Raw genomic sequence first — 21,392 nt, 5'->3', positions numbered from 1 at the left:
GAGAAGGGATAAGTGGATGGTTCGCCGTTTTGTTCAAGCTGGGCTTTTGCTGGTGGTCGCCGCGTGCGGCAGTACGACACCCACCACGGCGCAGCCCGCCGGTACTTCGGGCGGACGTCCCTTCACCACGACCGAGGTCGCGACCTTCGATGCGCCGTGGGCGATGAGCTTTCTGCCCGGGTCCGGCGTCCCGCTGACGAAGATGGCGCTGGTCACCGAAAAAAGCGGCAAGCTGTGGCTGGTCGACACCGCCAACGGCCAGAAGCGCGAAGTGGCCGGCGTGCCGGCGGTCGTCGCCGAAGGGCAGGGCGGGTTGCTCGATGTGGTGGCCGCGCCGAGCTTCGCGGGCGACCAGATGGTCTATTTCACCTTTGCCGAAGCGTCGCAGAATGGCGGCAGCCAACTCGCGCTGGCGCGCGCCAGGCTTGCCCTGCAGGGCGCGCCCTCGCTCCAGCAAGTACAGGTGATCTGGCGCAATCCCACGGGCGGCAGGGGCGGCCACTTCGGCGCCCGCATCGCCTTCGCGCCCGACGGCCAGTCGCTGTTCCTCGCCGCCGGGGACCGGCAACGCTTCACCCCGGCGCAGGACGTCAACCAGCCGCTCGGCAAGATCCTTCACCTGACGCTCGACGGAAAGCCCGCGGCGGACAATCCGTGGGCGGGCCGGACGGGAGCGGCGACCGTGCAGGTGACCGATCCGCCGAGGGACAGCGAGCAGGCAAAGACCGCGCAGGGGCGGCCCGTCACCTGGCCGGGGCCGAACCTGACTCCGGCGGAGACCTGGACGCTCGGCCATCGCAACCCGCTCGGCCTGGCCTTCGCGCCCGACGGCCGCCTGTGGGTGGCGGAAATGGGCCCCAAGGGCGGGGACGAGCTCAACCTGATCGTGAAGGGCCGCAACTACGGTTACCCGCGCGTGTCGAACGGCGACAATTACAACGGCGTCCCGATCCCCGACCACAAGCCCGGCGACGGGTTCGAGGCGCCGAAGCTGACGTGGACGCCGGTCGTCTCTCCGGGCGGCTTGTTGATCTACAACGGCGACCTGTTTTCGCAATGGAAGGGCGACGCGCTCATCGCCGGCCTGTCCGGGCAGCGGCTGGAGCGCGTCGACCTTGATGGCGAGACAGCGCGCAAGGCCGAGCAATGGGACATGGGCAAGCGCATCCGCGCAATCGCGCAGGGCCCGCGCGGCGAGGTGTATGTTCTGGAAGACGAAGACGGCGCTAGGTTGCTGCGGTTGGAGCCTGCCCGGCGCTAGCCCGCCGTCCGGCGAAAGCGCAGATAATATGGCCGTCGTCCCTCGCGACGCGACTTGGCGCCGTAGCGGGTTTCGATCCAGCCGCCGGGTGGTTCGAGGAAGTCGCGCGGGGATTCCGCGAGCCATTCGAACGCGCCCGCGTGGCGCTGCATCACCATCAGCGACCAGTTGAGATAGGTCGGGTCGTCGGTCGCGAGGCGGAATTCGCCGCCCGGCCTCACCTTGGCCGCGAACAGATCGACCGGGCGGTCGTTGACCATTCGGCGCTTGGCGTGGCGCGCCTTTGGCCAAGGATCGGGGTGGAGCAGATAGAGGAAGCTGAGCGCGCCGTCGGGAATGCGCTGGAGCACGTCGAGCGCATCGCCGCGCCACAGCCGAACGTTGGTGAGATGCTGGTCGCGGATGTGGCCGAGCGCAGTCGCGACGCCGTTGAGGAAGGGCTCAGCGCCGATGAAGCCGTGATCGGGCAGCATGTCGGCACGGCTGGCAAGATGCTCGCCCGATCCGAAGCCGATCTCGAAATGCAGCGGGCGGTCCTCACCGAACAGCCGCGCGGCGGTGATCTCGCCCTCGGCCGGCACCTCGATCTGCGGCAGCAGGCGCTCGACCAGTTCCTGCTGGCCCTGGCGCAGCTTGTGCCCGGTCGACCGGCCGTAAAGGCGGTTGAGGGTGAGCGGGTCGCCAGGTTTGAACGCGGTCATCGGCGCCGGTTAGTCGCTCCAGCGGCGGTTCATCAAGCAAGCGGCAGAATTGGCGGATGAAGAAACTGATCTTTGCCGGGATGGTCCTGGCTGCAGCCGCGCCGGCGCACGCCACCGGCGGCTTCACCTGCCGCACCGCGGGCGCGCGGCCGATCGATGTGACGGTCGGCTTCGGGCACGTCCCTGGGGCAGCGCTACTCACGGATACGGTGCGGCTGCGTGACAATGGCCGCAACGTGCCGGTGACCGCCCCGCAATGGTGGCTCGACGATCGCGAGATGCGGCTGGTGCTGACCGACCGCAACGCCACGCGCCGGGAACTCGTGCTCAAGGTGCGTCGCAACGGCCGGGTCTATGACGGTGAGATTTGGCGCGGCGGGCAGCGCCGCTGGGTACGCTGCCGCGAAAGCTAAGGCTTGCAGGCCTTGCCTTCATATTGATGGCGATGGGGACGGTAGGCCGTGCCGTCCCAGCGCAGCACCGGGAAGCAAAAGCCCGGTCCGCCGACCTGAATGTCGGGCCAGCCATCGGTGCCGCTGGTTTCAAGGAAGTCGGGCAAGCCGATTTCCGACGCCATGACCCGCCATTTTCCGGCTGGGGACTTCGCGAGGAACCAGAAGCGGCTGCCGGTCAGGCCGTAGCAGACCGCGCTCCCCTCGCTGATCACCGCCTCGGCGAGGTTGAGACGGAAGCCGTAGGAATCGATGGTGCCGGGCGAATAGGACGCGCCCTCCAGCCCGCGGCAGTCAGGGGTGCGCCACGCGTCGCCGACCCTGACGAAGCCCGCGACGCCATACATTTCCGCCTGCTCCTCAGGCGAGGGAAGGACGGTCGACGTGAAGGCGGCGGCAAGCAGCAGCCCGGTCAGCCCCGACATTTCATCCTCCCCGTTACAGCAAGGATGTCATAGCAGATTAGGCGAACGCGGCCCTCAGATCATCGACCAGGTCGGTCTTTTCCCACGGGAACAGGTCGCCGTCGGCGCTGCGCCCGAAGTGGCCGTACGCAGCGGTCGCGCGGTAGATCGGCTTGTTGAGCGCAAGGTGGGTGCGGATGCCGCGCGGGGTGAGCTTGCCGAGCTTGTCGATCCGTCCGATCGCCTGTTCGAGCTGCTCATCGCCGACGGTGCCAGTGCCGTGCGTGTCGACGTAGAGCGACAGCGGCTCGCTGATGCCGATGGCGTAGGCGAGCTGGATCGTGCAGCGGCGCGCGAGGCCCGCGGCGACGATATTCTTGGCGAGGTAGCGCGCGGCATAAGCGGCCGAACGGTCGACCTTGGTCGGATCCTTGCCTGAGAAGGCGCCGCCGCCGTGCGGGGCCGCGCCGCCATAAGTGTCGACGATGATCTTGCGCCCGGTGATCCCGGCGTCGCCGTCCGGGCCGCCGATCTCGAAGCTGCCCGTGGGGTTGATGTGATAGACGGTTTCGTTGCCGAGGAGCTCGGCCGGAAGCACCTTGGAGACGACGTCCTTGACGTAGGCGTGAAGCTCGGCGCGCTTCTCGCCCTGGTCGTAGCCCGGCTTATGCTGGGTCGAAACGACGATCGCGGTCGCCTTGGCGGGCTTGCCGTCCTCGAAGCGCAGCGTGACCTGGCTCTTGGCGTCAGGCTCCAGGAACGGCGCGCGCCCCGCGTGGCGGTCGGCGGCCATCTCCATCAGGATCTTGTGGCTGTAATCGAGCGTCGCCGGCATCAGGTCGGGCGTTTCATCGCAAGCGAAGCCGAACATGATGCCCTGGTCGCCCGCACCCTCTTCCTTGTCCGCGCCGGCATCGACACCCTGCGCAATATGCGCCGATTGCGGATGAAGATGGTTGGCGAAGTCGAGCCGGTCCCAATGGAAGCCTTCCTGCTCATATCCGATGTCGCGCACGACCTTGCGGACTGCCGCCTCGATCTCCTCGCGCACGCCCTCGGCCCAATTGCCTTCCTCGTCCATGATCCCCTGGCCGCGGATTTCGCCGGCAAGGACGACGCGGTTGGTCGTGGTCATGGTTTCGCAGGCGACGCGCGCCTCCGGATCCTTGGACAGGAAGAGATCGACGACGGCGTCCGAAATCTGGTCGGCGACCTTGTCGGGGTGGCCTTCGGAAACGGATTCGGAGGTGAACAGATAAGAGCTGCGCATGAGGGGCGGCGAGTCCTGACGATGATATAAGGAAGTCTTTATATGACGCCCTCTAGCCGCGCCTCCGCCCTAGCACAATGCCGCCGATGAGGAGGATAAACCCGAGGAACAGCGGGATCAGATTGCCGCCGCGGGCGAACGGCGTGCGCGCATTTCCGGACGGTGGAAGCACGGCGTCGATCACGCCTGCGGCGCGCCAGGGCAATTGCTTTACGACATGGCCGCGGGCATCGATCACGGCGCTGATCCCGGTCGGCGTGGCGCGGATCACGGGTAAGCCTTCCTCGGCGGCGCGAAGCCGCGCCTGGGCAAGGTGCTGCGGTGGGCCCCACCGCCCGAACCACGCATCGTTCGACGGGTTGAAGATGAAGCTCGGCCGGTTGTTGGGATCGACCACCTGGCCCGAAAAGACGATTTCATAACAGATCTGGATGCCGACCTTGCCCCACGGCAGCCCAAGATCGATCGTGCGTGGACCCGGACCGGGCGTGAAGTCGGTGTCTCCGGGCGCCAGCCGCGACAGGCCCAATGCCGACAGCAAGGGCCGCATGGGCAGATATTCGCCGTAGGGGGTGAGGTGCGCCTTGTCGTAGCGAGCCAGGATCTGCCCGCCGGGGCCGATCACGAAGACGCGGTTGGCGGCGCCGGTGACGTTCCTTCCATCGGTCGAGGTGAGCGCCAGGCCGCCGGCAAGGAGCCTGTCGCCCGGACCAACGACCGCCGCCGCGCGCTGCCGTTCGAACTGCGCGGATGCCTGGGCCGCACGGCGTTGATCTTCGAGCGGCGAGGTGACGGCGGACTCGGGCCAAAGGACGAGTCGCGGCTCGGCGGTTGGCGAGCCGGACAGTGTCGCCAGCCGGCGGGCATTATAGTCGGCGAAGCCGGGGTCCCAGCGGTTTTCCTGGCCGATGTTGGGCTGGACGACGCGGATATTGCGAACGGTCAGCGGGTCGGTGGGCACCGCCGAGGTCGGCAGCAGCCAGACAAGCAAGGTGACCGCGAGAATGACGACCAGCGGGAACCACTTGCGATAATATTCCAGCCATACGGTGCCGCCGAGAAGGACGACGAAGGCCGACAGGCCGTAGGTGCCGATCAGTGCCGAAATGCTGATCAGCGGCGTGTTGGCGAGGACCGATGCCGCGGGGTTCCACGGGAATCCGGTAAACATCGTGCCGCGCAGCCATTCGGTGATTGCCCAGGCACCGCCCAGGATCAGCACCAGCGCAACGCGATTGGCGCGGCCGAAGCGCCAGGCGAGCCCGGCGGCGATCGCCGGATAGACGGCGAGGTAGAGCGACAGCAGGACGACCCCGACCCAGCCGAGCCACGCGGGCATGTTCGACTGGAAGGTGAAGGCGGTCGCGATCCAGTTGAGGCCGACGATGAACTGACCGGCGCCGAACGCCCAGCCGGTGAGCAATCCGCGCGCCAGCGTCTTCGCGCGGCAGATCAATTCGCACAGGATGGCGAAGGCGACCGGCAGCAGCGGCCACCAGCCGACCGGCTCGAAAGCGAGTGCGGACGCGGCCCCAAGGCCAAAAGCGAGGAGGATTAACGGCATTAACGCCGATCATTGCGGGACTGGGGCGGCGAAGCAATCCCTCGAACGCGGTATGGATTGCGTCGCGTCGTCGGCGCTGACATTCGTAAGCGCATGAGCCTGCCTCCCTTCCATCTCGCTTTCCCGGTCGATGACCTTGCCGCCGCGCGCCGCTTCTACGGCGGCCTGCTCGGCTGCCCCGAAGGGCGGAGCGCCGATCATTGGGTCGATTTCGATCTCCACGGGCATCAGATCGTCGCCCATCTGGCACCGGACGCGGTGCGCGCCCGGGCGACCAATCCGGTCGACGGCGATGAGGTGCCCGTCCCGCATTTCGGCGTCGTCCTGCCGATGGACGCGTGGAAGAGGCTGGCGGATCGGCTGGAGGCGGCGGGGACCGCCTTCGTCATTGCCCCGACCGTCCGCTTCGCCGGCGAGCCGGGCGAGCAGGCGACGATGTTCCTGCTCGATCCCGCCGGCAACGCGCTGGAATTCAAGGCGATGGCGGATCCGGGGAAATTGTTCGCGGCGGCCTAAGCGGCGTCGGGCGCACCCTCGGGCGCGTGGAGCCGGACCCGCTTGATCTTGCGCGCATCGGCCTCGACCGATTCGAGCCGCCAGCCGCTCGGGTGGAGCACCGATTCGCCGGGCAGCAGGATGCGGCCGGCAAGCACGAAGGTCAGCCCGCCAACGGTATCGACCTCATCATCCTCCGCGGTCAGCCGGGCATCGACCGTCTCGCGCAACTCCTCGAGCTCGAGCCTGGCGTCGGCTTCCCACAAATTGTCCTCGAGCATGGTCAGCAGCCCGCACTGTTCCTCGTCATGCTCATCCTCGATGTCGCCGACAATCTCCTCGACCACATCCTCGATCGTCACCAGCCCCTCGGTACCGCCGAATTCGTCGACGACGATGGCGAGGTGGATGCGCTCGTGCCGCATCCGCGCAAGCAATTCGATCACGCCCATCGATTCGGGCACGAACAAGGGCGTTCGCATCAGCGCGGATATGGAGCGGTCGCGGCTTTCGTCGAACTTGGCGACGAACACGTCCTTGATGTGGATCATGCCGATCACTTCATCCAGGCTGTCGCCATAAACCGGCAAGCGACTGTGACCGGCATCCGCGAAGGCGGCGATCAGACCGTCAAAGCTGATCGTTGCGGGAACGGCGATGATTTCGCCGCGGGTGACGCAGACGTCGGATGCGGTCTGATCGCCGAAGTGCAGCAGATTCTTGAGCATTTGCCGCTCGGTCGGGGACAAGTCGCCGGCGACCGGGCGCGATTCCTCGGCTTCCTCGATCGCTTCCTCGATCTGCCCGCGCAGCGTCGGCTCGGCATCGTCGCCGAAGATCAGCTGGCGCATGCCCCGCCACAGTCGGGAGCCGCCGTCCTCGTCATCATTGCGGGTCGCCATCAGGTCTTGACCTCGTAGGGGTTGGCGATGCCGAGGCGCGCCAGCGCACGGACCTCGCGCGCCTCCATATCCGCCGCCTCGACATCGTCATGATGATCGCAGCCGAGAAGATGGAGCGTGCCGTGGACGATAAGGTGCGTCGCATGGTCCTCGACGCTGATGCCCTTGTCGGCGGCTTCGGACGCGCAAACGCCGTGGGCAAGCACGATATCGCCGAGCAAGATTTCTGGCCCTGCAACATTTGTCGATTGCAAATCTGCCGCGTCGGCCAGAGGAAAGGACAGGACGTTGGTCGGCTTGTCCTTGCCGCGCCATTGCGCGTTGAGCGCGCGCACCGCCTCATCGCCGGTCAGGCGCACCGAGATTTCTATGGCGCGGCACGCGCTCGCCAATTGCGGAAAGGCGCTTTCGGCGACGGCGGCTTCGGCGGCGGTTCGAACGAGCGGCTCCCAGGAGCGGCTACTGTCCCATTCCTCGTCCGATTCGATGGCAACGTCGAGCATCATTGGCCGGGGCCTTCATAGGCCTCGACGATCCGTCCGACGAGCGGGTGGCGAACGACATCGGCGGCGGTGAAGCGGACCATCGAAATTTTGGGAATGCCCTCCAGCTTGCCGACCGCGTCCTTGAGCCCGGACATGACGCCGTTAGGCAAATCGGTCTGGTTGGGGTCGCCGCAGATGACCATGCGGGCGCGCATGCCGAAGCGGGTGAGGAACATCTTCATCTGCTGCGGCGTGGTGTTCTGGGCTTCGTCGAGGATGATGAAGGCGTCGTTGAGCGTGCGGCCGCGCATGAAGGCAATCGGTGCAATCTCGATCTCACCCGAAGCGATGCGGCGTTCGACCTGCTCGGTCGGAAGCATGTCGTAAAGCGCGTCGTAGAGCGGGCGGAGATAGGGATCGACCTTCTCCTTCATGTCGCCGGGCAGGAAGCCCAGGCGCTCGCCCGCCTCGACCGCGGGGCGCGACAGGATCAGGCGGTCGACCTGGCCGGTGATCAGCATCGCCACCGCCTGCGCGACAGCAAGATAGGTCTTGCCGGTGCCCGCGGGGCCAAGCGCGAAGATCATGTCGTCGCGCCCGAGCGCTTCCATATACACCGTCTGTACGGTCGAGCGCGGGACGATGGTCTTCTTACGCGTGCGGATCATGACCCGCGGCGGCGTTGCAACCTCATCCGCGATGATGCCGTCGAGGCTGGGCTGGGCGGCCATGCCGAGCACCGCCTCGACCGCCTCCGCATCCACATCATGGCCCTGGTCGAGCCGATTGTAGAGGCCGACGAGCACTTCGCGCGCACGCGCCGCGGCATCGGGTTCACCTTCGATCTGCACGCGGTTGCCGCGCGCGGCGATGTGCACGCCAAGCCGCTGCTCGATAGTGATCAGATGGCGGTCATAATCGCCGAACAAGGGCCCAAGCAAATACGGCTGCTCGAATTCCAGTTCGAGGCGGGCGCGGCCCTCATTCGCGGCTACGGCGGCAAGGTCGCGGCGCGCCATCAGGCAGCCGCCGCTTGCGCGAGCGCCACGCCGCCAAGGCTGTTGGGCAGCGCTTCGGTCAGATGCACGTCAACCATCGCGCCGATCGGGGCGGCGGTTTCGACGAACACCGATTGCAGCCACGGCGACTTGCCGATCATCTGGCCGGGCTTGCGGCCGACGCGGTCGATAAGGATGCGCGTGTCCTTGCCAATGCAGCGGCGGTTGAAGGCGGTGCTATGCTCGGCGAGCCGCCGCTGCAGGCGCTGCAAGCGGTCGTCCATGATCTCGGGCGCGATCTGATCCTCCATCGACGCGGCCGGAGTTCCCGGGCGCGGGCTATATTTGAACGAATAGGCCGACGCGTAACGCACATCGTCGACGATCCGCAGCGTGTCTTCGAAGTCCGCTTCCGTCTCGCCCGGAAAGCCGACGATGAAATCGCCCGAAATGGCGATGTCGGGCCGGGCGGCGCGAACCCGGGCGATGGTCGCCAGATAGCTTTCCGCACTGTGGCTGCGGTTCATGGCCTTGAGCACGCGGTCGCTGCCCGACTGCACCGGCAGGTGAAGGTAGGGCATCAGCTTGGCGACCTCGCCATGCGCGGCGATCAGGCCGTCATCCATGTCGGTCGGGTGGCTGGTGGTGTAACGGATGCGCTCCAGCCCGCTAATCGCGTCCAGCGCGCGGATGAGGTCGGCAAGGCCACGCGCGCCGTCGGCCCAGGCATTCACGTTCTGGCCAAGCAGGACGATCTCGCGCGCGCCGGCGTCGACCAGCGCCCGCGCCTCGGTGACAATGTCGTCCCACGGCCGCGAAATCTCCGCTCCACGCGTGTAGGGGACGACGCAATAAGTGCAGAATTTGTCGCAGCCTTCCTGCACGGTGAGGAAGGCGCTGGGGCCCGAGCGGCGCCGCGCGGGCATGGCGTCGAACTTGGAAATCGCCGGCATGTCCGTATCCACCGGGCGGCCGCCGCGAGCCACCTGCGCAACCATCTCCGGCAGGCGGTGATAGGCCTGCGGGCCGACGACCAGGTCGATCATCGGGGAGCGGCGCTGCGCCTCCGCTCCTTCCGCCTGGGCGACGCACCCCGCAAGCGCGATGAGCGGGCGCGATCCGTCTTCGCGGCGCAGGCGCCCGACATCCGAATAGGCCTTCTCCGCCGCTTTCTCGCGGATGTGGCAGGTATTGAGGACGACCAGGTCCGCGTCCGCGCCATCGGCGGCCTCGGCCATGCCCTGGGCGTTGAGCAACTCGCCCATGCGCTCACCGTCATAGACGTTCATCTGACAGCCGAAGCTTTTGATTCGGTAGGTGCGGGGTGTCATTCGGGTCCGGCTATAGGCGAGTGGCTCACGGACTTGAAGCCGAGCGCGGCGGCAATCGCGCTCCTCGCCTGTCCAGTGAGCTGCTTGCGGTCGCCGCCGCGGTCGAGCGGATCGAGCAGGTGGATCGTCACGGGCAGCGTGCCGCGCCGACCGAGAATGCGCAGCACGTTGCGCTTACCCGGTTCCTGGTACCAGCCGACGGCCGCCCTGGGCTCGCCGAAATCGATCGCGACGGGCCGGATCTCGACGTCCTTCGCGGCGAAATTCGCCGCTTCGAGCAAGGTCGAGCGAAAGGGCAGGAGATGCGTGCCCGGCCCCGTCGTGCCTTCGGGGAACAAGGCGACCGGCCTGTCGCCTTCGAGCGCGCGGGCGATCGCGGTGGCCTGGTCCTTGGCGCCTTTTACATGGCTGCGTTTGACATAAACAGTCGCCTGCTGGTCGGCGAGCCAGTGGATGAAGCCATGGCCCAGCCTGTCCTTGGACACGAAGGCGCAACCCGTGCCGCCGCCGAGGATCAGGATATCGAGCCAGCTGGTGTGATTGACGATCAACAGGCTGTGCGGTCGCAGCGGCCGGCCGGTGAGACGAACCCGGATTCCGATCAGCCAGGCCGCGGCGGCAAGAAAGCGCCTGGGCCACGGCGACCGGCCGGCGATCCATTTGGTGGCAAGGTGGAGTGGGGCGCAGACGACAAACAGCAGCACCAGCGCAAGGACGCGCCGGCCGGCGCGCACGCGCGCGGGCAAGTCCAGCTCAGCGGTCGCGGTTGAGGGCGACGCCGTACAGCTCCATGCGATGGTCGACGAGGCGGAAACCGAGCTTCTCGGCAATCCGCTTCTGCAGCAGCTCGAGCTCGTCATCGACGAATTCGATGACGTTGCCGGTCTCGACGTCGATCAAATGGTCGTGGTGCGCTTCCGACGCCGCTTCGTAACGCGAGCGGCCGTCGCCAAACTCATGCCGCTCGAGGATCCCGGCTTCCTCGAACAGGCGCACCGTGCGGTACACGGTGGCGATCGAGATATTGGGGTCGATCGCTGCGGCGCGGGCATGGAGCGTTTCGACGTCGGGATGGTCCTCGCTATCGCCAAGCACGCGCGCGATCGTCTTGCGCTGTTCGGTGATCCGCAGCCCCTTGTCGGCGCAGAGGGCTTCGATGTCGATGTTGCGGCTCATGCCCGCCTAGGTAAGCACCGATCCGGGTGGCGTCAAAGGCAACCTCCCCGTCGCCGGGGAGAAACCGCCTTGCCAGCGCGCAGTCGGGCGCGGGAGTAAATCCCGCGCCGTCGGTCCCGTCTCGCCAACGCGGCCCAAGCCGCTCGTCGAGCAGGCCGTCCGCGTTGGCGCCGGCTCTACGCGTAACCTTCGCTCGCGGCGCTCCGCTACGGTTTCGCTCGGCGGCTTACTTGCGCGTGCGTTTGCGCTTGGTGCCGAGGCCGATCGACTTGGCGAGCGTGCGACGCTGTTCGGCATAATTGGGCGCGACCATCGGATAATCTCCGGGAAGTCCCCATTTGCGACGATATTCGTCCGGCGTCATATTGTGATTGGTCATCAAGTGACGCTTGAGCATCTTCTGCTTCTTGCCGTCTTCGAGGCAGACGATGTAGTCGGGCTTGATCGACGCGCGGATCGAAACCTTGGGTTCCGGCTTCGGCTCCGGCCCGGAAGTCTGTCCCGAAATGCCGCTCAAGGCGCCGTGAACATTCTGAATCAGGTTCGGCAGGTCATTGACCGCCACCATATTATTGCTGACGTGCGCCGCGACGATGTCCGCGGTCAACGTCAGCAAGGTGTCGTCGGACCCATCATTGTCGATCATGTTGAAATTTCCCTAAACGAGCAGAGGCCGTCAGTCGTTTGACTGCGCGGTTTCCTTAGTAATACGAGCGCAACGGCGCAACATTATCGACCGTTAACGGATGACGACTCCGTCAGGTCTTGCGCGCCAGGGTTATCGCGTCGAATCGCTCGCCGCCCGGCCCGCGATAATATCGTGTCCGCCGGCCGATCGGCGCAAAGCCGTGGGCCGTGTACATGGCCACCGCCGGATTGCCGTCACGAACTTCCAGATGCACCTGGCGCGCGCCCTGCGTACGGGCGCGGTCGATGAAGGCGTCGAGCAATCGGGCGCCGATACCTTGCCGGTGCCGGTCGGGATGGACTGCCAGAAGCAAGAGCTCGGCATCGTCGGCGACGGTCCGGAAGAGCGAGAAGCCGATCGTGTCCCTGCAGTCATCGTCGCGCGCGAGCATCAGCGCCACGCCGGTCATCGGCAGGATCCCCGCGCACTGCGAGCGCGTCCACGCTTCCCCGTAGGTCGACCCGAAGGCGGCTTCCATCACGCGCATCACGCCGTCGAGGTCAGCTGAGCTGCCTGCGTGGAGCTGGATCGGGCGAATGAGCGTCGCCATCAGGCCGCGACCTTCGCGTCCGGCGCGCGCGCGTAGAGCGGCGCAGCCGGCAATTGCCGCATAGATTCTGCAAGACCGAACACAGCAGACGCCGACGGGAAAGCCTCACGCGCCTCGCCCCAGCCGCGCGCGGCAACAAGCTGCGCCGCGCCCGGCCCGACGACCAGGCTCGCACGGATTGCCTGTCCTGCCAGGGGGGGTGGCGCGTTGTGCAGCGCGCCCAAGGGGGCGAGTGAAGTGCCGTCGAATTCCTGGACGAACAATTCGCCGTGGCCGCCGAGCATTGCCGCGGCAATGGGCTCGCCGGCGGCGGACCCGGCGGCGAGCAGCGCCAGCGAGGAGAAGCCCATAACGGGCGCTTCCCAGCCAATCGCAAGTCCATGCGCCGCGGCAATGGCGACGCGGATCCCAGTGAAGCTGCCCGGCCCGACACCGACGAGGATCGATTGCGCGCGGCGCTCGCCCAGCATGTCCGCAATCATCGGTACCAGCCTTTCGGCATGGCCGCGTCCCAGGATTTCGTCCCGGCGTGCGATGCACGCCCCCGTCCCGTCGAACAAGGCGGCGGTGCAAGCAGCGGTCGACGTGTCGAGCGCGAGGATCATAACGAGCAGATAGTGGTCACAAGCAGCGAATGGCCGCAAGTCCCGAAAGTTAAGGGGTCCCGGAAAGCGGCCTAGACCGCTTCGACGGCGACGACTTCGGGGACATAGTGGCGGATCAGGCTCTCGATGCCGCGCTTGAGCGTCATTTCCGACGACGGGCAGCCGGCGCAGGCGCCGTGCATCGATAGGAACAGGCGCCCATCCTTGTAGCCGCGATAAGCGATGTCGCCGCCGTCCTGCGCGACGGCAGGCCGGACGCGCGTTTCAATGAGATCCTTGATCTGGTCGATGATGTCGGCATCGGCCGGATCGTCCTCGAACATGTCGTCGGGCGCGACCTGGATCCCCGCCGCCGTGCCCGGCGTGAACAGCGGCGCGCCGCTGACGAAATGGTCGAGCAGGGTTTCGAGCACCAGGGGCTCGAGGTCGGTCCACGACGTACCCGGCGCGGCGGTGACCGAGATGAAATCCTGGCCATAGAAGACGCCTTCGACCATGCCGCTGTCGAACAAGGCGGCCGCCAGCGGCGATGCGCGCGCGGCGTCTGCGTCGGCGAAATCGCGGGTGCCCGACGGCATGACGGTCTCGCCCGGCAGAAATTTACGGGTCGCGGGGTTGGGGGTCTGTTCGGTACGGATCAGCATTGGCCGCGGTGTGGCGGCGCGACCCGTTTCAATCAAGAACTAAATGGCGGTAAACCCGCAATGATCCAACGGGTTATTAGCAGCGCGGCAGCCAGGCAGAGAAGAGCCGCCCACCAGCGTCCGGGGCGCATCGGCGCGGGGCCGGGATCGAGCGTGGCGCGGCCGGTGATCATCGGCCCGAGCAGCTTTTTGCCCCCGACCAGGCGGTAGAACAGGATCGCGGCGACGTGCAGGCCGATCAGCACCAGCAACACGTCGAACAAGGTTTCGTGAAGGTCGTGGATCTGGTCGGCAAGGTCGCCGCTGACCCAGGTGACCAGCGGTCCCTCGTTGAGGCCGTCGCGGTCGCTGTTGAACAGGCCGGTGCCGACCTGGAGGAACAGCATGCCCATCAGCGCAACGACGCTGAGCGCGCCGAGCGGGCTGTGGCCGACCGCGGTCCACGCCTTGCTGTCGCGCAGGTAAGCGACGACCGCGCGCGGGCCACGTATGAAATTGACGAAGCGCGCGGTCGAACTGCCGAAAATGCCCCACAGCAGCCGGAACAGCAGCAGGGTCAGGACCGCGAAGCCGGACCACATATGCCATTCGATCTCTTCGTCTTCGGCCGACCACCAGCTGAACGCGATCAGCGCGACGAGCATCCAATGGAACAGGCGCGTCGGCAGATCCCAGACCGCGATGCGCGACGGCGCACCGCCCGGGTCCGCCAGCGGCTCAGTCGTGCTCTTCACGATAGAGGTCGTGACAGGCCTTGCAGCTCTTGCCCAGATTGCCTTGGGCAGCACGCATCGCAGCAACGTCCGTGCCGCGCGTCGCCGCCTGGAATGCCGCCGCCGCGCGCTCGAATTCGGCGGCCTTGGCAGCAAAGTCCTCGGGCTTTTCCCAGATTGCGGCAAGCGCTTCGGTCTTGCCGACGTCCGGCCCGGTGCCCTGCGGGAACCAGCCCTTCACCTGCGGCGCCAGCGTGGCGATGGCGTCGGCGTTGGTGCGCACCGCGGCGAGATCGGGGCTGTCGCTCTTCAATTCTCGGCCGATGACCTTCATCGCATCGCCGATCTTTTCGTAATTTTCGTGCCGTTCCTTCATCAGGGCGAGCGCCTGCTCTTTCTGAAGCGGCGTGGCCGGGGCCGCCGCGACGGCATTTTCGACCGCTGCAGCGGCGGCGTTGCCACTGGCATTGGCGTCGGCGAGAGCCTCGTTCGCGTTGTCGGACTGATTACAACCCGCCAGCAATGCGGCGGCGGCAACGGCGGTGAACAGGCTCTTCATTCGCATCTCCTGGTTCGGTTCGGACGTCAGTTATTGGGCACTTTCCAACTGTCGTCGATCATTTTGATGATTCCGGAAAAATCCTTCGATCCGCCGCCGCGATCGACGAACCGCTGGTACAGCTCCTCAGCCTCGCCGCCCATCGGCGTGTAGGCGCCCGCAGCCTTCGCCGCTTCCATCGCCAGCTTGAGATCCTTGAGCATCAGTGCGGCGGCGAACCCGCCTTCATAGTCATGGTCGGCGGGGGTGTCGGGGCCGACGCCGGGGACGGGCGCGTAGCTGGTCATCGACCAGCTCTGCCCCGAGGCCTTGGACGAAATGTCAAAGAAGACCTGCGGGTCGAGCCCGAGCTTCTGCGCGAGCACGAACGCCTCGCAGGTCGCAACCATGGTCGCGCCGAGGATCATGTTGTTGCAGATCTTCGCCGCCTGGCCCGCGCCCGCGCCGCCGGCGTGGATGACGGCCTTGGCCATCGGATCGAGGATCGGTTGCGCGCGGGCGAAGGCCTCATCGGATCCGCCGACCATGAAGGTGAGCGTGCCGCCGGCCGCGGCGGCGATGCCGCCGGAAACGGGCGCGTCGACCATCATGTAGCCCTGCGCCGCCGCTTCTTCCTCGACGCTGCGCGCGGTGGCGACGTCGATGGTCGAGCAATCGATGAGGAGGGCGCTTGCCGGCGCCTTCCCAAGTACCTGGTCGCGATAGACCGCCGAAACATGCTGCGCGGCGGGGAGCATGGTGATGACCGCCTCGGCGTCCTTGACCGCTTCTTCGGTCGACCCCGCTTGGTGGCAACCGCCGGCAACGGCCTTGGCCAGCGCGTCGGCGCTGAGGTCGAATGCGCGGACGTCATGCCCCGCCTTGGCGAGATTGGGCGCCATGCCGCCGCCCATATGGCCGAGCCCGATGAATGCGATACGCGCCATACTTATTTGCCCTTCCAATTCCCTGGCCGCTTTTCGACGAAGGCGGTCATGCCTTCCTTCTGGTCCTCGGTGCCGAACAGGCCGTGGAACAGGCGGCGCTCGAAATTGATGCCTTGCGCCAGCGGCATTTCGAACGCGGCGTTGACCATTTCCTTGGTCGCGATGGCCGCTAGCGGGGCCATGCCGGCGATTGTCTCGGCGGTCCTCAGCGCCTCGTCGAGCAGATCGGCGGCGGGGACGACCTTGGCGACGAGGCCACTCCGTTCGGCCTCGGCGGCGTCCATCATCCGGCCGGTCAGGCACATTTCCATCGCCTTGGCCTTGCCGATCGCCAGCGTCAGGCGCTGCGACCCGCCCATTCCCGGCGTGACGCCGAGCTTGATTTCGGGCTGGCCGAACTTGGCGGTGTCGGACGCGATGATGAAATCCGCCATCATCGCCACTTCGCAGCCGCCGCCGAGCGCGAAGCCGTTGACCGCGGCGATCCATGGCTTGCGGGTGCGCGTCACCTGCTCCCACCCGGCGAAGAAATTGGCCGAATACATGCTGGCGAAGCCCTGCGGCTGCATTTCCTTGATGTCCGCGCCTGCGGCGAAGGCCTTGTCGCCGCTGCCCGTGAGGACGAGGCAGCGCTGGCTGTCGTCGGAATCATAAGCAGCGAAGGCGTCGATCAGCTCGCCGAGCACCGCCGTATTGAGCGCGTTCAGCGCCTGCGGACGGTTGAGCGTGACCAAAGTCACTGCGCCGCGCTGTTCGACCAGAATATTCTCGTACTCGCTCATCACTCTTCCTCACCGTCACCCCGGACTTGATCCGGGGCCTGCCTTGCGTTGACCGCCTGAAGAAAAGGCGGGTCCCGGGTCAAGCCCGGGATGACGAACTAAAAATCGAATGGGCGCCACTGCTCCTCGGGGGCAGGGGCTCGAAGAAGGCGGCGACATCGGCATCGCCGATCACCGCGGGGTTGGTCGGCTGCCAATTGGGCTTGTTGTCCTTGTCGATCAGCAGCGCGCGGACGCCCTCGCGGAAGTCGGGGTGATGGATCAGGCGGATCATGATGCCGTATTCCATCCGCATTTCGTCAACGAAGTGCAGCTGGTGCGGGCTTTCCTGGAGCAGGCGCAGGCTGACCTTGCACGCCATCGGCGACTTGGCGCGGATGGTCGCGGCTTCCTTGGCCGCCCATTTGTCGCCGTCGGCGGCGCCGGCATCGAGCGCGGCGAGGATGTCCTCGAGCCGATCCGACGCGAAGTAACGGTCGATCCGCGCGAGGTTGTCCATGATGCGTGCGGCGGGGACGTTCTCCTCGCTCAGCTCGTCGAGCACCGCCTGCGTGCGGAAGGGCTGAGCGATGATCCGCTCCTTGGCCTCCTCCAGCCGGTCGGACGGAATGTAGTGCGTAGCGAGGCGCAGCTTGAGGCATTCGGCGCCGTCGAGCCGGGCACCGGTGAGCGCGAGGAATTGCGCGAGCCGCCCGCGCAGGCGCGACAGATAGCGGCCGCCGCCCACATCGGGGAAGATGCCGATGGTCGTTTCGGGCATCGCCAGCACCGTCCGCTCGGTCGCGACACGGTAGCGGCAGGGCAGGGCAATGCCGACGCCGCCGCCCATCGTGATCCCGTCCATGAAGGCGACGCCCGGCTTGGCGTAGGTATATTCGAGGTGGTTGAGGCGATATTCGTCGAAGAAGAACGCGCGCGCCGCCTCCTCCGCGCCGTCGACGCTGTTGGCGATGGTGACGACATCGCCGCCCGCGCAGAACCCGCGCCCCTCGGCATGATCGATGAGGATGATGCGCACGTCCGGATCGCTGCGCCATTCGAGCAAGGCGCGCGCCATCTCGCGCACCATCGAGCGGTTGAGGCTATGCAGGGCTTTCGGGCGGTTGAGGCGGAGGCGGCCCGCCTGGCCCTGCTTGACCGCAATCACGTCGGCGGACGTCGTCATCGCGTCCATCACGGCATCATCACGTAGCGGCCGGGGGCGGGTTCGATCGCGTGCTTGGGAGCCCGCGGGGCGACCGACTTCTTGCTGCCCTTGGCGTGGAGCCATTTGGTCCACCACGGCCACCAGCTGCCTTCGTGCTTCTCCGCCGTCGCGAGCCATTGCTCGGCGTCGGCGGGCATCTCGCGGTTGGTCCAGAAGCCGTGCTTGTTTGCGGCAGGTGGGTTGATCACCCCGGCATTGTGGCCCGATCCGCCAAGCACGAACTCGGCGCCGATGTCGCGCGCACCACGATAGACCGCGTCCCAGGCCGAGACGTGATCGTCCTTGAGCGCGATGACCAGCATCGGCGTTTCGATCGCGGCGAGGTCGATGGCGACATCGCCGACCATGAAGCCGGCCGGATCCTTGAGGCGGTTCTTCAGTAAAAGCTCGCGGTTGTAGCTCTTGAGGAAGGCGGCGGGGATGCGGGCGCCATCCTCGAACCAGTAGAGCAGGTCGCTCGGCGGCGCCGGCTTGTCGAGCAGGTAATGGTTCACCACGCTCGACCAGATGAGGTCGTTGGCGCGCATCGCCGCGAACAGCCGCTGCAGCTCCAGGCTGTCGACGAAGCCCTGCCGCTCGAGATGCTCCTCGAGCGCGACAAGGTGGCTTTCGTGCACGAACGCGGCCCAGTCGCGCATGTCGGAGAAATCGACGAGGCTGCCGATGAGCGTGGCGCTGTTCACTTCCTCGGCGCGTCCCTTGGCGGCGAGCCAGGCAACGGCGATCGCCGCGAGCGTCCCGCCAAGGCAGAAGGAGAAAAGGTCAGGCGCCGCGCCGGTGCGCTTGGAGACCTGCTCGATCGCCTCGACGATGCCGGTCAAAACATAGTCGCCGACGCCCATATCCTTGAGCTCGGGACCGGGATTGACCCAGCTGATGACGAACACGGTGCGGCCTTCGTCGACCAGCCATTTGACCAGGCTCTGCCGCGGCACGAGGTCAATCATGTAATAACGGTTCACCAGCGGCGGCACGTAGAGCAACGGCTCGGCGGCGACCTTGTCGGTCGACGGATTATACTGGATCAGCTGGAACAGCTTGTTCTCATAGACCACGGCACCGGGCGTCGCGGCGACGGTCTCGCCCTTCTTGAACGCGTCAGGATCGGTGCGGCGCTGGACGATGCCCTTGCCGCTGCCGATGTCCTCCAGCAAATGCTTGAACCCCTGGACGAGGTTGGCGCCGCCCGTTTCCTTCGTCCGTTGAACGACCTGCGGATTGGTCGCCGCGAAGTTGGTCGGCGACACGGCGTTCAGATATTGGTCGAGCAGGAAGCGCGCCATCGCGCCGCTTGAATTGTCCCCGGTGGCCTTGGACACGCTGTCGCGCAACTGCTGCGACGCGAGCAGATAGGCATCGCGGATCGCGCGATAATATGGATCGTCCTGCCATTCGGGCGCCGAAAAGCGGCGATCGCGGGGCTTTTCGCTGGCCTTGCCGGTCATCGCGCCGGTCCAGAAGTCGGTCCATTGCTGGGCGGCCTTCATCTGCACTTCGAGCAGTTCGGCGGGGCGAGCGGCAAGGCCCACCGCGGCTTCGCCGGCAGCCTGTGCGAGCGCGAAGGGGTCGAAGGGGAGATTGGGTTTGGCGGATTTCAATCGTGGGTCCTTCGATACGGGTCTTCGGCTTCGCTCAGCCCCTACTCAGGATGAGCGGAAAAGTAAGGTGTCTCCGATCCGCTCATCCTGAGTAGCTGCGCAAGCAGCGTATCGAAGGACGCACAACATCACTGCCGCAGCATGTCGCGGCTGACGATGACGCGCATGATCTGGTTGGTGCCCTCTAGGATCGAGTGGACGCGCAGGTCGCGCCAGAAGCGTTCGATCGGGTAATCCTGCAGATAGCCGTATCCCCCGTGCAGCTGCAGCGCGCGGTCGACCACCGAGCTTCCAGTGTCGGTCGCAAGCCGCTTGGCCATCGCCGCAAAGCGCGTCTTGTCGGGCGCATTGGCGGTGACCTTGGCGGCGGCGACGTAAAGCAAATAACGCGCGGCCTGGAGCTCGGTCTCCATGTCGGCGAGCGTAAACTGCGTCGCCTGGAAATCGGCGATGGCGGTGCCGAATTGCTTGCGCTCCTTGGTGTAATTGACCGCTTCGTCGAGGCAGCGCTGCGCCCCGCCCAACGAGCAGGCCCCGATGTTGAGGCGGCCGCCATCAAGGCCCATCATGGCAATGCGAAAGCCTTCGCCCTCGCCTCCGACGCGGTTGGCGACGGGCACGCGGACTTCATCGAAATTGACCTGCGCGGTGGGCTGCGAATGCCAGCCGAGCTTCTTTTCTTGGGCCCCGAAGCTGACGCCCTTCATGTCCTTTTCAATCAACAGGCAGGAAATGCCCTTGGGGCCCTCCTCACCGGTGCGGACCATGGTCACGTAAATCTCATTCTCGCCGCCGCCCGAGATGAAGGCCTTGGAGCCCGAGACGACATAATGGTCGCCGTCCAAGACCGCTTTCGTCTTGAGCGCCGCGGCATCGGAGCCCGAAGACGGCTCGGTCAGGCAATAGCTGCCCATCCGCTCCATCGGAATCATCGAGGGCAAATACTTCTGCTTCACCTCATCGCCGCCGAAGCGGTCGATCATCCAAGCGGCCATGTTGTGGATCGAGATGAAGGCACTGGTCGAGGGGCAGCCATAGGCCATCGCCTCCATGATCAGCGCGGCCTCGAGCCGGCCGAGGCCGATGCCGCCGCTTTCCTCGCCGACGTAGATCGCGCCGAAGCCCAGCTCGGCCGCCTCGCGGATCGTGTCCTTGGGGAATATGTGCTTTTCGTCCCATTCGGCGGCGTGCGGCGTGATGGCGTCGGCGGTGAATTTGCGCGCCATCTCCTGAATCTGGAGCTGGTCTTCGGTAAGGTCGAACTGCGTCATCGCGTGGCGCTCTAGGCGCGAATGCGGGGCATCGACAAGTGGGCCTTAGAGGCTGTTATTGCCGGCCGCGCGATCCGCCTCGACCGCGCCGTTGGCCAGCTCTTCGCTCGGCGTCGCGCTACTCTCGTCCGCAGGCAGTTCCTCGATATCCGCGTTGGCAGAGACATTATTGTCGATGATGATGTTCTGGTCGCTGTGGTCCTGCGCACAAGCGGCAAGCGCCGCGACGGCAATTGCCAGAGGCGCGGACCTAGGCACATTTGACATAATTATAACTCGCGGTTGGGTTGCTTTCGGTGCGGGTCAGGCGGTTGCCCTCGGCCCGCAAAGTAACGAAACGCGTCCATTCCTGGCCTTCGCCGGTGAAGTTGAACGTGCCGCGCACGGAATTTCCGTCGCCCTCGACATCGCTGCCCGGGACGGCGCGCGATTCGTAGAAACGGAGCTGATCGGCGCTGATCGTCAGCAGCCCCTTGGCGTCGCCGCGCGTCGACGTGCAGTCGCCCGGGACCATGCCCCAACGGCCCTGCAGCGCGGCGGGAATCCTGGCACCGGGTGCCGGCGGATCGGCGCCCGCCGGGATCGGGGCCGCGTCGGCCGCGGCCGAAGCATTTTCAGGCGGCCCGCTTTCGGGATCGGGCGCATTGGTCGCGATGTCGGGCAAGCCGGCAACGTCGTTGGCGCCATTGGCGACGGGGTTTCGACCTTCACAGGCCGCAAGTATCAAAACAGCGGCGATAAAGACGGGGAAACGCTTCATGGCGTCCCCAACGCCCGCGGCTACGGCTGTATCCCAAACGCTGCCGGCGA

26 protein-coding genes are annotated in these 21,392 nt (G+C 66.2%); 3 read left to right on the top strand and 23 right to left on the bottom strand.

Features of this window, described 5'->3' with window-relative positions:
- Nucleotides 1-16 precede the first annotated feature (16 nt).
- Nucleotides 17-1,261: a PQQ-dependent sugar dehydrogenase gene (locus tag H9L13_RS10770; RefSeq protein ID WP_187537692.1), complete on the top strand. Its 1,245-nt coding sequence runs from the start codon at nucleotides 17-19 to the stop codon at nucleotides 1,259-1,261.
- Here the strand turns inward: H9L13_RS10770 and trmB are convergent.
- On the bottom strand, nucleotides 1,258-1,962 hold the full coding sequence (gene trmB, locus H9L13_RS10765; RefSeq protein WP_187537691.1) for a tRNA (guanosine(46)-N7)-methyltransferase TrmB: 705 nt from the start codon (nucleotides 1,960-1,962) through the stop codon (nucleotides 1,258-1,260). The genes H9L13_RS10770 and trmB overlap by 4 nt on opposite strands.
- 56 nt (nucleotides 1,963-2,018) lie before the next feature.
- On the opposite strand from trmB, the gene H9L13_RS10760 reads away from it, so the two are divergent.
- Nucleotides 2,019-2,375, top strand: coding sequence for a hypothetical protein (locus H9L13_RS10760; RefSeq protein ID WP_187537690.1), 357 nt, complete (start codon nucleotides 2,019-2,021; stop codon nucleotides 2,373-2,375).
- Here H9L13_RS10760 and H9L13_RS12830 read toward each other — a convergent pair.
- Genes H9L13_RS12830 through lnt form a run of 3 tightly spaced genes read right to left on the bottom strand, consistent with a single transcriptional unit; the run spans nucleotide 2,372 to nucleotide 5,652 of the window.
- Complete coding sequence (locus H9L13_RS12830; protein ID WP_187537689.1) at nucleotides 2,372-2,839, bottom strand: hypothetical protein; 468 nt, start codon at nucleotides 2,837-2,839, stop codon at nucleotides 2,372-2,374. The genes H9L13_RS10760 and H9L13_RS12830 overlap by 4 nt on opposite strands.
- A gap of 37 nt (nucleotides 2,840-2,876) precedes the next feature.
- Nucleotides 2,877-4,088 carry a methionine adenosyltransferase gene (metK, locus tag H9L13_RS10750; RefSeq protein ID WP_187537688.1) on the bottom strand — a complete coding sequence of 404 codons (1,212 nt, stop codon included), beginning with the start codon at nucleotides 4,086-4,088 and terminating at the stop codon, nucleotides 2,877-2,879.
- Nucleotides 4,089-4,140: 52 nt separating this feature from the next.
- Entirely contained in the window at nucleotides 4,141-5,652 is a 1,512-nt protein-coding gene (lnt, locus tag H9L13_RS10745; protein ID WP_187537687.1) for an apolipoprotein N-acyltransferase, read from the bottom strand.
- 93 nt (nucleotides 5,653-5,745) lie between these two features.
- On the opposite strand from lnt, the gene H9L13_RS10740 reads away from it, so the two are divergent.
- The gene (locus tag H9L13_RS10740; protein ID WP_187537686.1) at nucleotides 5,746-6,168 is read left to right on the top strand and encodes a VOC family protein; all 423 of its coding nucleotides are present in this window, start codon (nucleotides 5,746-5,748) and stop codon (nucleotides 6,166-6,168) included.
- On the opposite strand, the gene H9L13_RS10735 is transcribed toward H9L13_RS10740, so the two are convergent.
- The 19 genes from H9L13_RS10735 to H9L13_RS10650 all read right to left on the bottom strand — a co-directional run bounded on the left by H9L13_RS10735 (nucleotide 6,165) and on the right by H9L13_RS10650 (nucleotide 21,342).
- Complete coding sequence (locus tag H9L13_RS10735; protein WP_187537685.1) at nucleotides 6,165-7,049, bottom strand: hemolysin family protein; 885 nt, start codon at nucleotides 7,047-7,049, stop codon at nucleotides 6,165-6,167. The two genes, H9L13_RS10740 and H9L13_RS10735, sit on opposite strands and share 4 nt — an antisense overlap.
- Nucleotides 7,049-7,552, bottom strand: a complete 504-nt coding sequence (gene ybeY / locus H9L13_RS10730) for an rRNA maturation RNase YbeY (protein WP_187540366.1) — start codon at nucleotides 7,550-7,552, stop codon at nucleotides 7,049-7,051. The genes H9L13_RS10735 and ybeY overlap by 1 nt, the downstream gene beginning before the upstream one ends.
- On the bottom strand, nucleotides 7,552-8,553 hold the full coding sequence (locus tag H9L13_RS10725; protein ID WP_187537684.1) for a PhoH family protein: 1,002 nt from the start codon (nucleotides 8,551-8,553) through the stop codon (nucleotides 7,552-7,554). The genes ybeY and H9L13_RS10725 overlap by 1 nt, the downstream gene beginning before the upstream one ends.
- Nucleotides 8,553-9,863: a tRNA (N6-isopentenyl adenosine(37)-C2)-methylthiotransferase MiaB gene (gene miaB / locus H9L13_RS10720; RefSeq protein WP_187537683.1), complete on the bottom strand. Its 1,311-nt coding sequence runs from the start codon at nucleotides 9,861-9,863 to the stop codon at nucleotides 8,553-8,555. Before miaB ends, H9L13_RS10725 begins: the two co-directional genes overlap by 1 nt.
- On the bottom strand, nucleotides 9,860-10,609 hold the full coding sequence (locus H9L13_RS10715) for a lysophospholipid acyltransferase family protein (protein WP_187537682.1): 750 nt from the start codon (nucleotides 10,607-10,609) through the stop codon (nucleotides 9,860-9,862). The genes miaB and H9L13_RS10715 overlap by 4 nt, the downstream gene beginning before the upstream one ends.
- Nucleotides 10,610-10,616: 7 nt before the next feature.
- On the bottom strand, nucleotides 10,617-11,039 hold the full coding sequence (locus H9L13_RS10710; RefSeq protein WP_187537681.1) for a Fur family transcriptional regulator: 423 nt from the start codon (nucleotides 11,037-11,039) through the stop codon (nucleotides 10,617-10,619).
- A 226-nt stretch (nucleotides 11,040-11,265) separates the two neighbouring features.
- The gene (locus H9L13_RS10705) at nucleotides 11,266-11,685 is read right to left on the bottom strand and encodes a Ros/MucR family transcriptional regulator (protein ID WP_187537680.1); all 420 of its coding nucleotides are present in this window, start codon (nucleotides 11,683-11,685) and stop codon (nucleotides 11,266-11,268) included.
- Between the two features lie 112 nt (nucleotides 11,686-11,797).
- Nucleotides 11,798-12,277 carry a GNAT family N-acetyltransferase gene (locus tag H9L13_RS10700; RefSeq protein WP_187537679.1) on the bottom strand — a complete coding sequence of 160 codons (480 nt, stop codon included), beginning with the start codon at nucleotides 12,275-12,277 and terminating at the stop codon, nucleotides 11,798-11,800.
- Nucleotides 12,277-12,882 carry a tRNA (adenosine(37)-N6)-threonylcarbamoyltransferase complex dimerization subunit type 1 TsaB gene (tsaB, locus tag H9L13_RS10695; protein ID WP_187537678.1) on the bottom strand — a complete coding sequence of 202 codons (606 nt, stop codon included), beginning with the start codon at nucleotides 12,880-12,882 and terminating at the stop codon, nucleotides 12,277-12,279. The genes H9L13_RS10700 and tsaB overlap by 1 nt, the downstream gene beginning before the upstream one ends.
- A gap of 71 nt (nucleotides 12,883-12,953) precedes the next feature.
- On the bottom strand, nucleotides 12,954-13,526 hold the full coding sequence (locus H9L13_RS10690) for a NifU family protein (RefSeq protein WP_187537677.1): 573 nt from the start codon (nucleotides 13,524-13,526) through the stop codon (nucleotides 12,954-12,956).
- 32 nt (nucleotides 13,527-13,558) lie between these two features.
- Nucleotides 13,559-14,260: a cytochrome b/b6 domain-containing protein gene (locus H9L13_RS10685; protein ID WP_235090937.1), complete on the bottom strand. Its 702-nt coding sequence runs from the start codon at nucleotides 14,258-14,260 to the stop codon at nucleotides 13,559-13,561.
- Nucleotides 14,244-14,798, bottom strand: a complete 555-nt coding sequence (locus tag H9L13_RS10680; protein ID WP_187537676.1) for a c-type cytochrome — start codon at nucleotides 14,796-14,798, stop codon at nucleotides 14,244-14,246. Before H9L13_RS10680 ends, H9L13_RS10685 begins: the two co-directional genes overlap by 17 nt.
- Before the next feature lie 26 nt (nucleotides 14,799-14,824).
- A complete protein-coding gene (mmsB, locus tag H9L13_RS12825; protein ID WP_235090936.1) occupies nucleotides 14,825-15,724 on the bottom strand; it encodes a 3-hydroxyisobutyrate dehydrogenase in 900 nt (299 codons plus the stop codon).
- A 2-nt stretch (nucleotides 15,725-15,726) separates the two neighbouring features.
- Nucleotides 15,727-16,506 (bottom strand): enoyl-CoA hydratase, encoded by a 780-nt coding sequence (locus H9L13_RS12820; RefSeq protein WP_235090935.1) that lies wholly within the window; start codon nucleotides 16,504-16,506, stop codon nucleotides 15,727-15,729.
- A 79-nt stretch (nucleotides 16,507-16,585) separates the two neighbouring features.
- Nucleotides 16,586-17,671 carry an enoyl-CoA hydratase/isomerase family protein gene (locus H9L13_RS10670; RefSeq protein ID WP_187540362.1) on the bottom strand — a complete coding sequence of 362 codons (1,086 nt, stop codon included), beginning with the start codon at nucleotides 17,669-17,671 and terminating at the stop codon, nucleotides 16,586-16,588.
- Nucleotides 17,672-17,679: 8 nt separating this feature from the next.
- A complete protein-coding gene (locus tag H9L13_RS10665) occupies nucleotides 17,680-19,311 on the bottom strand; it encodes a PHA/PHB synthase family protein (protein WP_187537674.1) in 1,632 nt (543 codons plus the stop codon).
- Between the two features lie 128 nt (nucleotides 19,312-19,439).
- The gene (locus tag H9L13_RS10660; protein WP_187537673.1) at nucleotides 19,440-20,582 is read right to left on the bottom strand and encodes an acyl-CoA dehydrogenase family protein; all 1,143 of its coding nucleotides are present in this window, start codon (nucleotides 20,580-20,582) and stop codon (nucleotides 19,440-19,442) included.
- Nucleotides 20,583-20,627: 45 nt separating this feature from the next.
- Entirely contained in the window at nucleotides 20,628-20,840 is a 213-nt protein-coding gene (locus tag H9L13_RS10655; RefSeq protein ID WP_187537672.1) for a hypothetical protein, read from the bottom strand.
- Complete coding sequence (locus H9L13_RS10650; protein ID WP_187537671.1) at nucleotides 20,833-21,342, bottom strand: hypothetical protein; 510 nt, start codon at nucleotides 21,340-21,342, stop codon at nucleotides 20,833-20,835. The genes H9L13_RS10655 and H9L13_RS10650 overlap by 8 nt, the downstream gene beginning before the upstream one ends.
- Nucleotides 21,343-21,392: the final 50 nt, after the last annotated feature.

Source organism: Sphingomonas lutea (genome assembly GCF_014396785.1).
Taxonomy (GTDB): domain Bacteria; phylum Pseudomonadota; class Alphaproteobacteria; order Sphingomonadales; family Sphingomonadaceae; genus Sphingomicrobium; species Sphingomicrobium luteum.
The sequence above is the reverse complement of the archived record's forward strand: the minus strand, read 5'-3'. Positions and strand labels throughout refer to the sequence as shown.

What these genes read in the sequence shown, in the direction of transcription:
- H9L13_RS10740 (WP_187537686.1), top strand. Translation starts at nt 5,746, where the DNA reads ATGAGCCTGCCTCCCTTCCATCTCGCTTTCCCGGTCGATGACCTTGCC.
- H9L13_RS10705 (WP_187537680.1), bottom strand. Translation starts at nt 11,685, where the DNA reads ATGATCGACAATGATGGGTCCGACGACACCTTGCTGACGTTGACCGCG.
- H9L13_RS10710 (WP_187537681.1), bottom strand. Translation starts at nt 11,039, where the DNA reads ATGAGCCGCAACATCGACATCGAAGCCCTCTGCGCCGACAAGGGGCTG.
- trmB (WP_187537691.1), bottom strand. Translation starts at nt 1,962, where the DNA reads ATGACCGCGTTCAAACCTGGCGACCCGCTCACCCTCAACCGCCTTTAC.
- H9L13_RS10680 (WP_187537676.1), bottom strand. Translation starts at nt 14,798, where the DNA reads ATGAAGAGCCTGTTCACCGCCGTTGCCGCCGCCGCATTGCTGGCGGGT.
- lnt (WP_187537687.1), bottom strand. Translation starts at nt 5,652, where the DNA reads ATGCCGTTAATCCTCCTCGCTTTTGGCCTTGGGGCCGCGTCCGCACTC.
- H9L13_RS10735 (WP_187537685.1), bottom strand. Translation starts at nt 7,049, where the DNA reads ATGGCGACCCGCAATGATGACGAGGACGGCGGCTCCCGACTGTGGCGG.
- miaB (WP_187537683.1), bottom strand. Translation starts at nt 9,863, where the DNA reads ATGACACCCCGCACCTACCGAATCAAAAGCTTCGGCTGTCAGATGAAC.
- H9L13_RS10760 (WP_187537690.1), top strand. Translation starts at nt 2,019, where the DNA reads ATGAAGAAACTGATCTTTGCCGGGATGGTCCTGGCTGCAGCCGCGCCG.
- H9L13_RS10770 (WP_187537692.1), top strand. Translation starts at nt 17, where the DNA reads ATGGTTCGCCGTTTTGTTCAAGCTGGGCTTTTGCTGGTGGTCGCCGCG.
- H9L13_RS10725 (WP_187537684.1), bottom strand. Translation starts at nt 8,553, where the DNA reads ATGGCGCGCCGCGACCTTGCCGCCGTAGCCGCGAATGAGGGCCGCGCC.
- H9L13_RS12830 (WP_187537689.1), bottom strand. Translation starts at nt 2,839, where the DNA reads ATGTCGGGGCTGACCGGGCTGCTGCTTGCCGCCGCCTTCACGTCGACC.
- metK (WP_187537688.1), bottom strand. Translation starts at nt 4,088, where the DNA reads ATGCGCAGCTCTTATCTGTTCACCTCCGAATCCGTTTCCGAAGGCCAC.
- H9L13_RS10660 (WP_187537673.1), bottom strand. Translation starts at nt 20,582, where the DNA reads ATGACGCAGTTCGACCTTACCGAAGACCAGCTCCAGATTCAGGAGATG.
- H9L13_RS10650 (WP_187537671.1), bottom strand. Translation starts at nt 21,342, where the DNA reads ATGAAGCGTTTCCCCGTCTTTATCGCCGCTGTTTTGATACTTGCGGCC.
- H9L13_RS10700 (WP_187537679.1), bottom strand. Translation starts at nt 12,277, where the DNA reads ATGGCGACGCTCATTCGCCCGATCCAGCTCCACGCAGGCAGCTCAGCT.
- H9L13_RS12820 (WP_235090935.1), bottom strand. Translation starts at nt 16,506, where the DNA reads ATGAGCGAGTACGAGAATATTCTGGTCGAACAGCGCGGCGCAGTGACT.
- tsaB (WP_187537678.1), bottom strand. Translation starts at nt 12,882, where the DNA reads ATGATCCTCGCGCTCGACACGTCGACCGCTGCTTGCACCGCCGCCTTG.
- H9L13_RS10670 (WP_187540362.1), bottom strand. Translation starts at nt 17,671, where the DNA reads ATGACGACGTCCGCCGACGTGATTGCGGTCAAGCAGGGCCAGGCGGGC.
- mmsB (WP_235090936.1), bottom strand. Translation starts at nt 15,724, where the DNA reads ATGGCGCGTATCGCATTCATCGGGCTCGGCCATATGGGCGGCGGCATG.
- H9L13_RS10690 (WP_187537677.1), bottom strand. Translation starts at nt 13,526, where the DNA reads ATGCTGATCCGTACCGAACAGACCCCCAACCCCGCGACCCGTAAATTT.
- ybeY (WP_187540366.1), bottom strand. Translation starts at nt 7,552, where the DNA reads ATGCTCGACGTTGCCATCGAATCGGACGAGGAATGGGACAGTAGCCGC.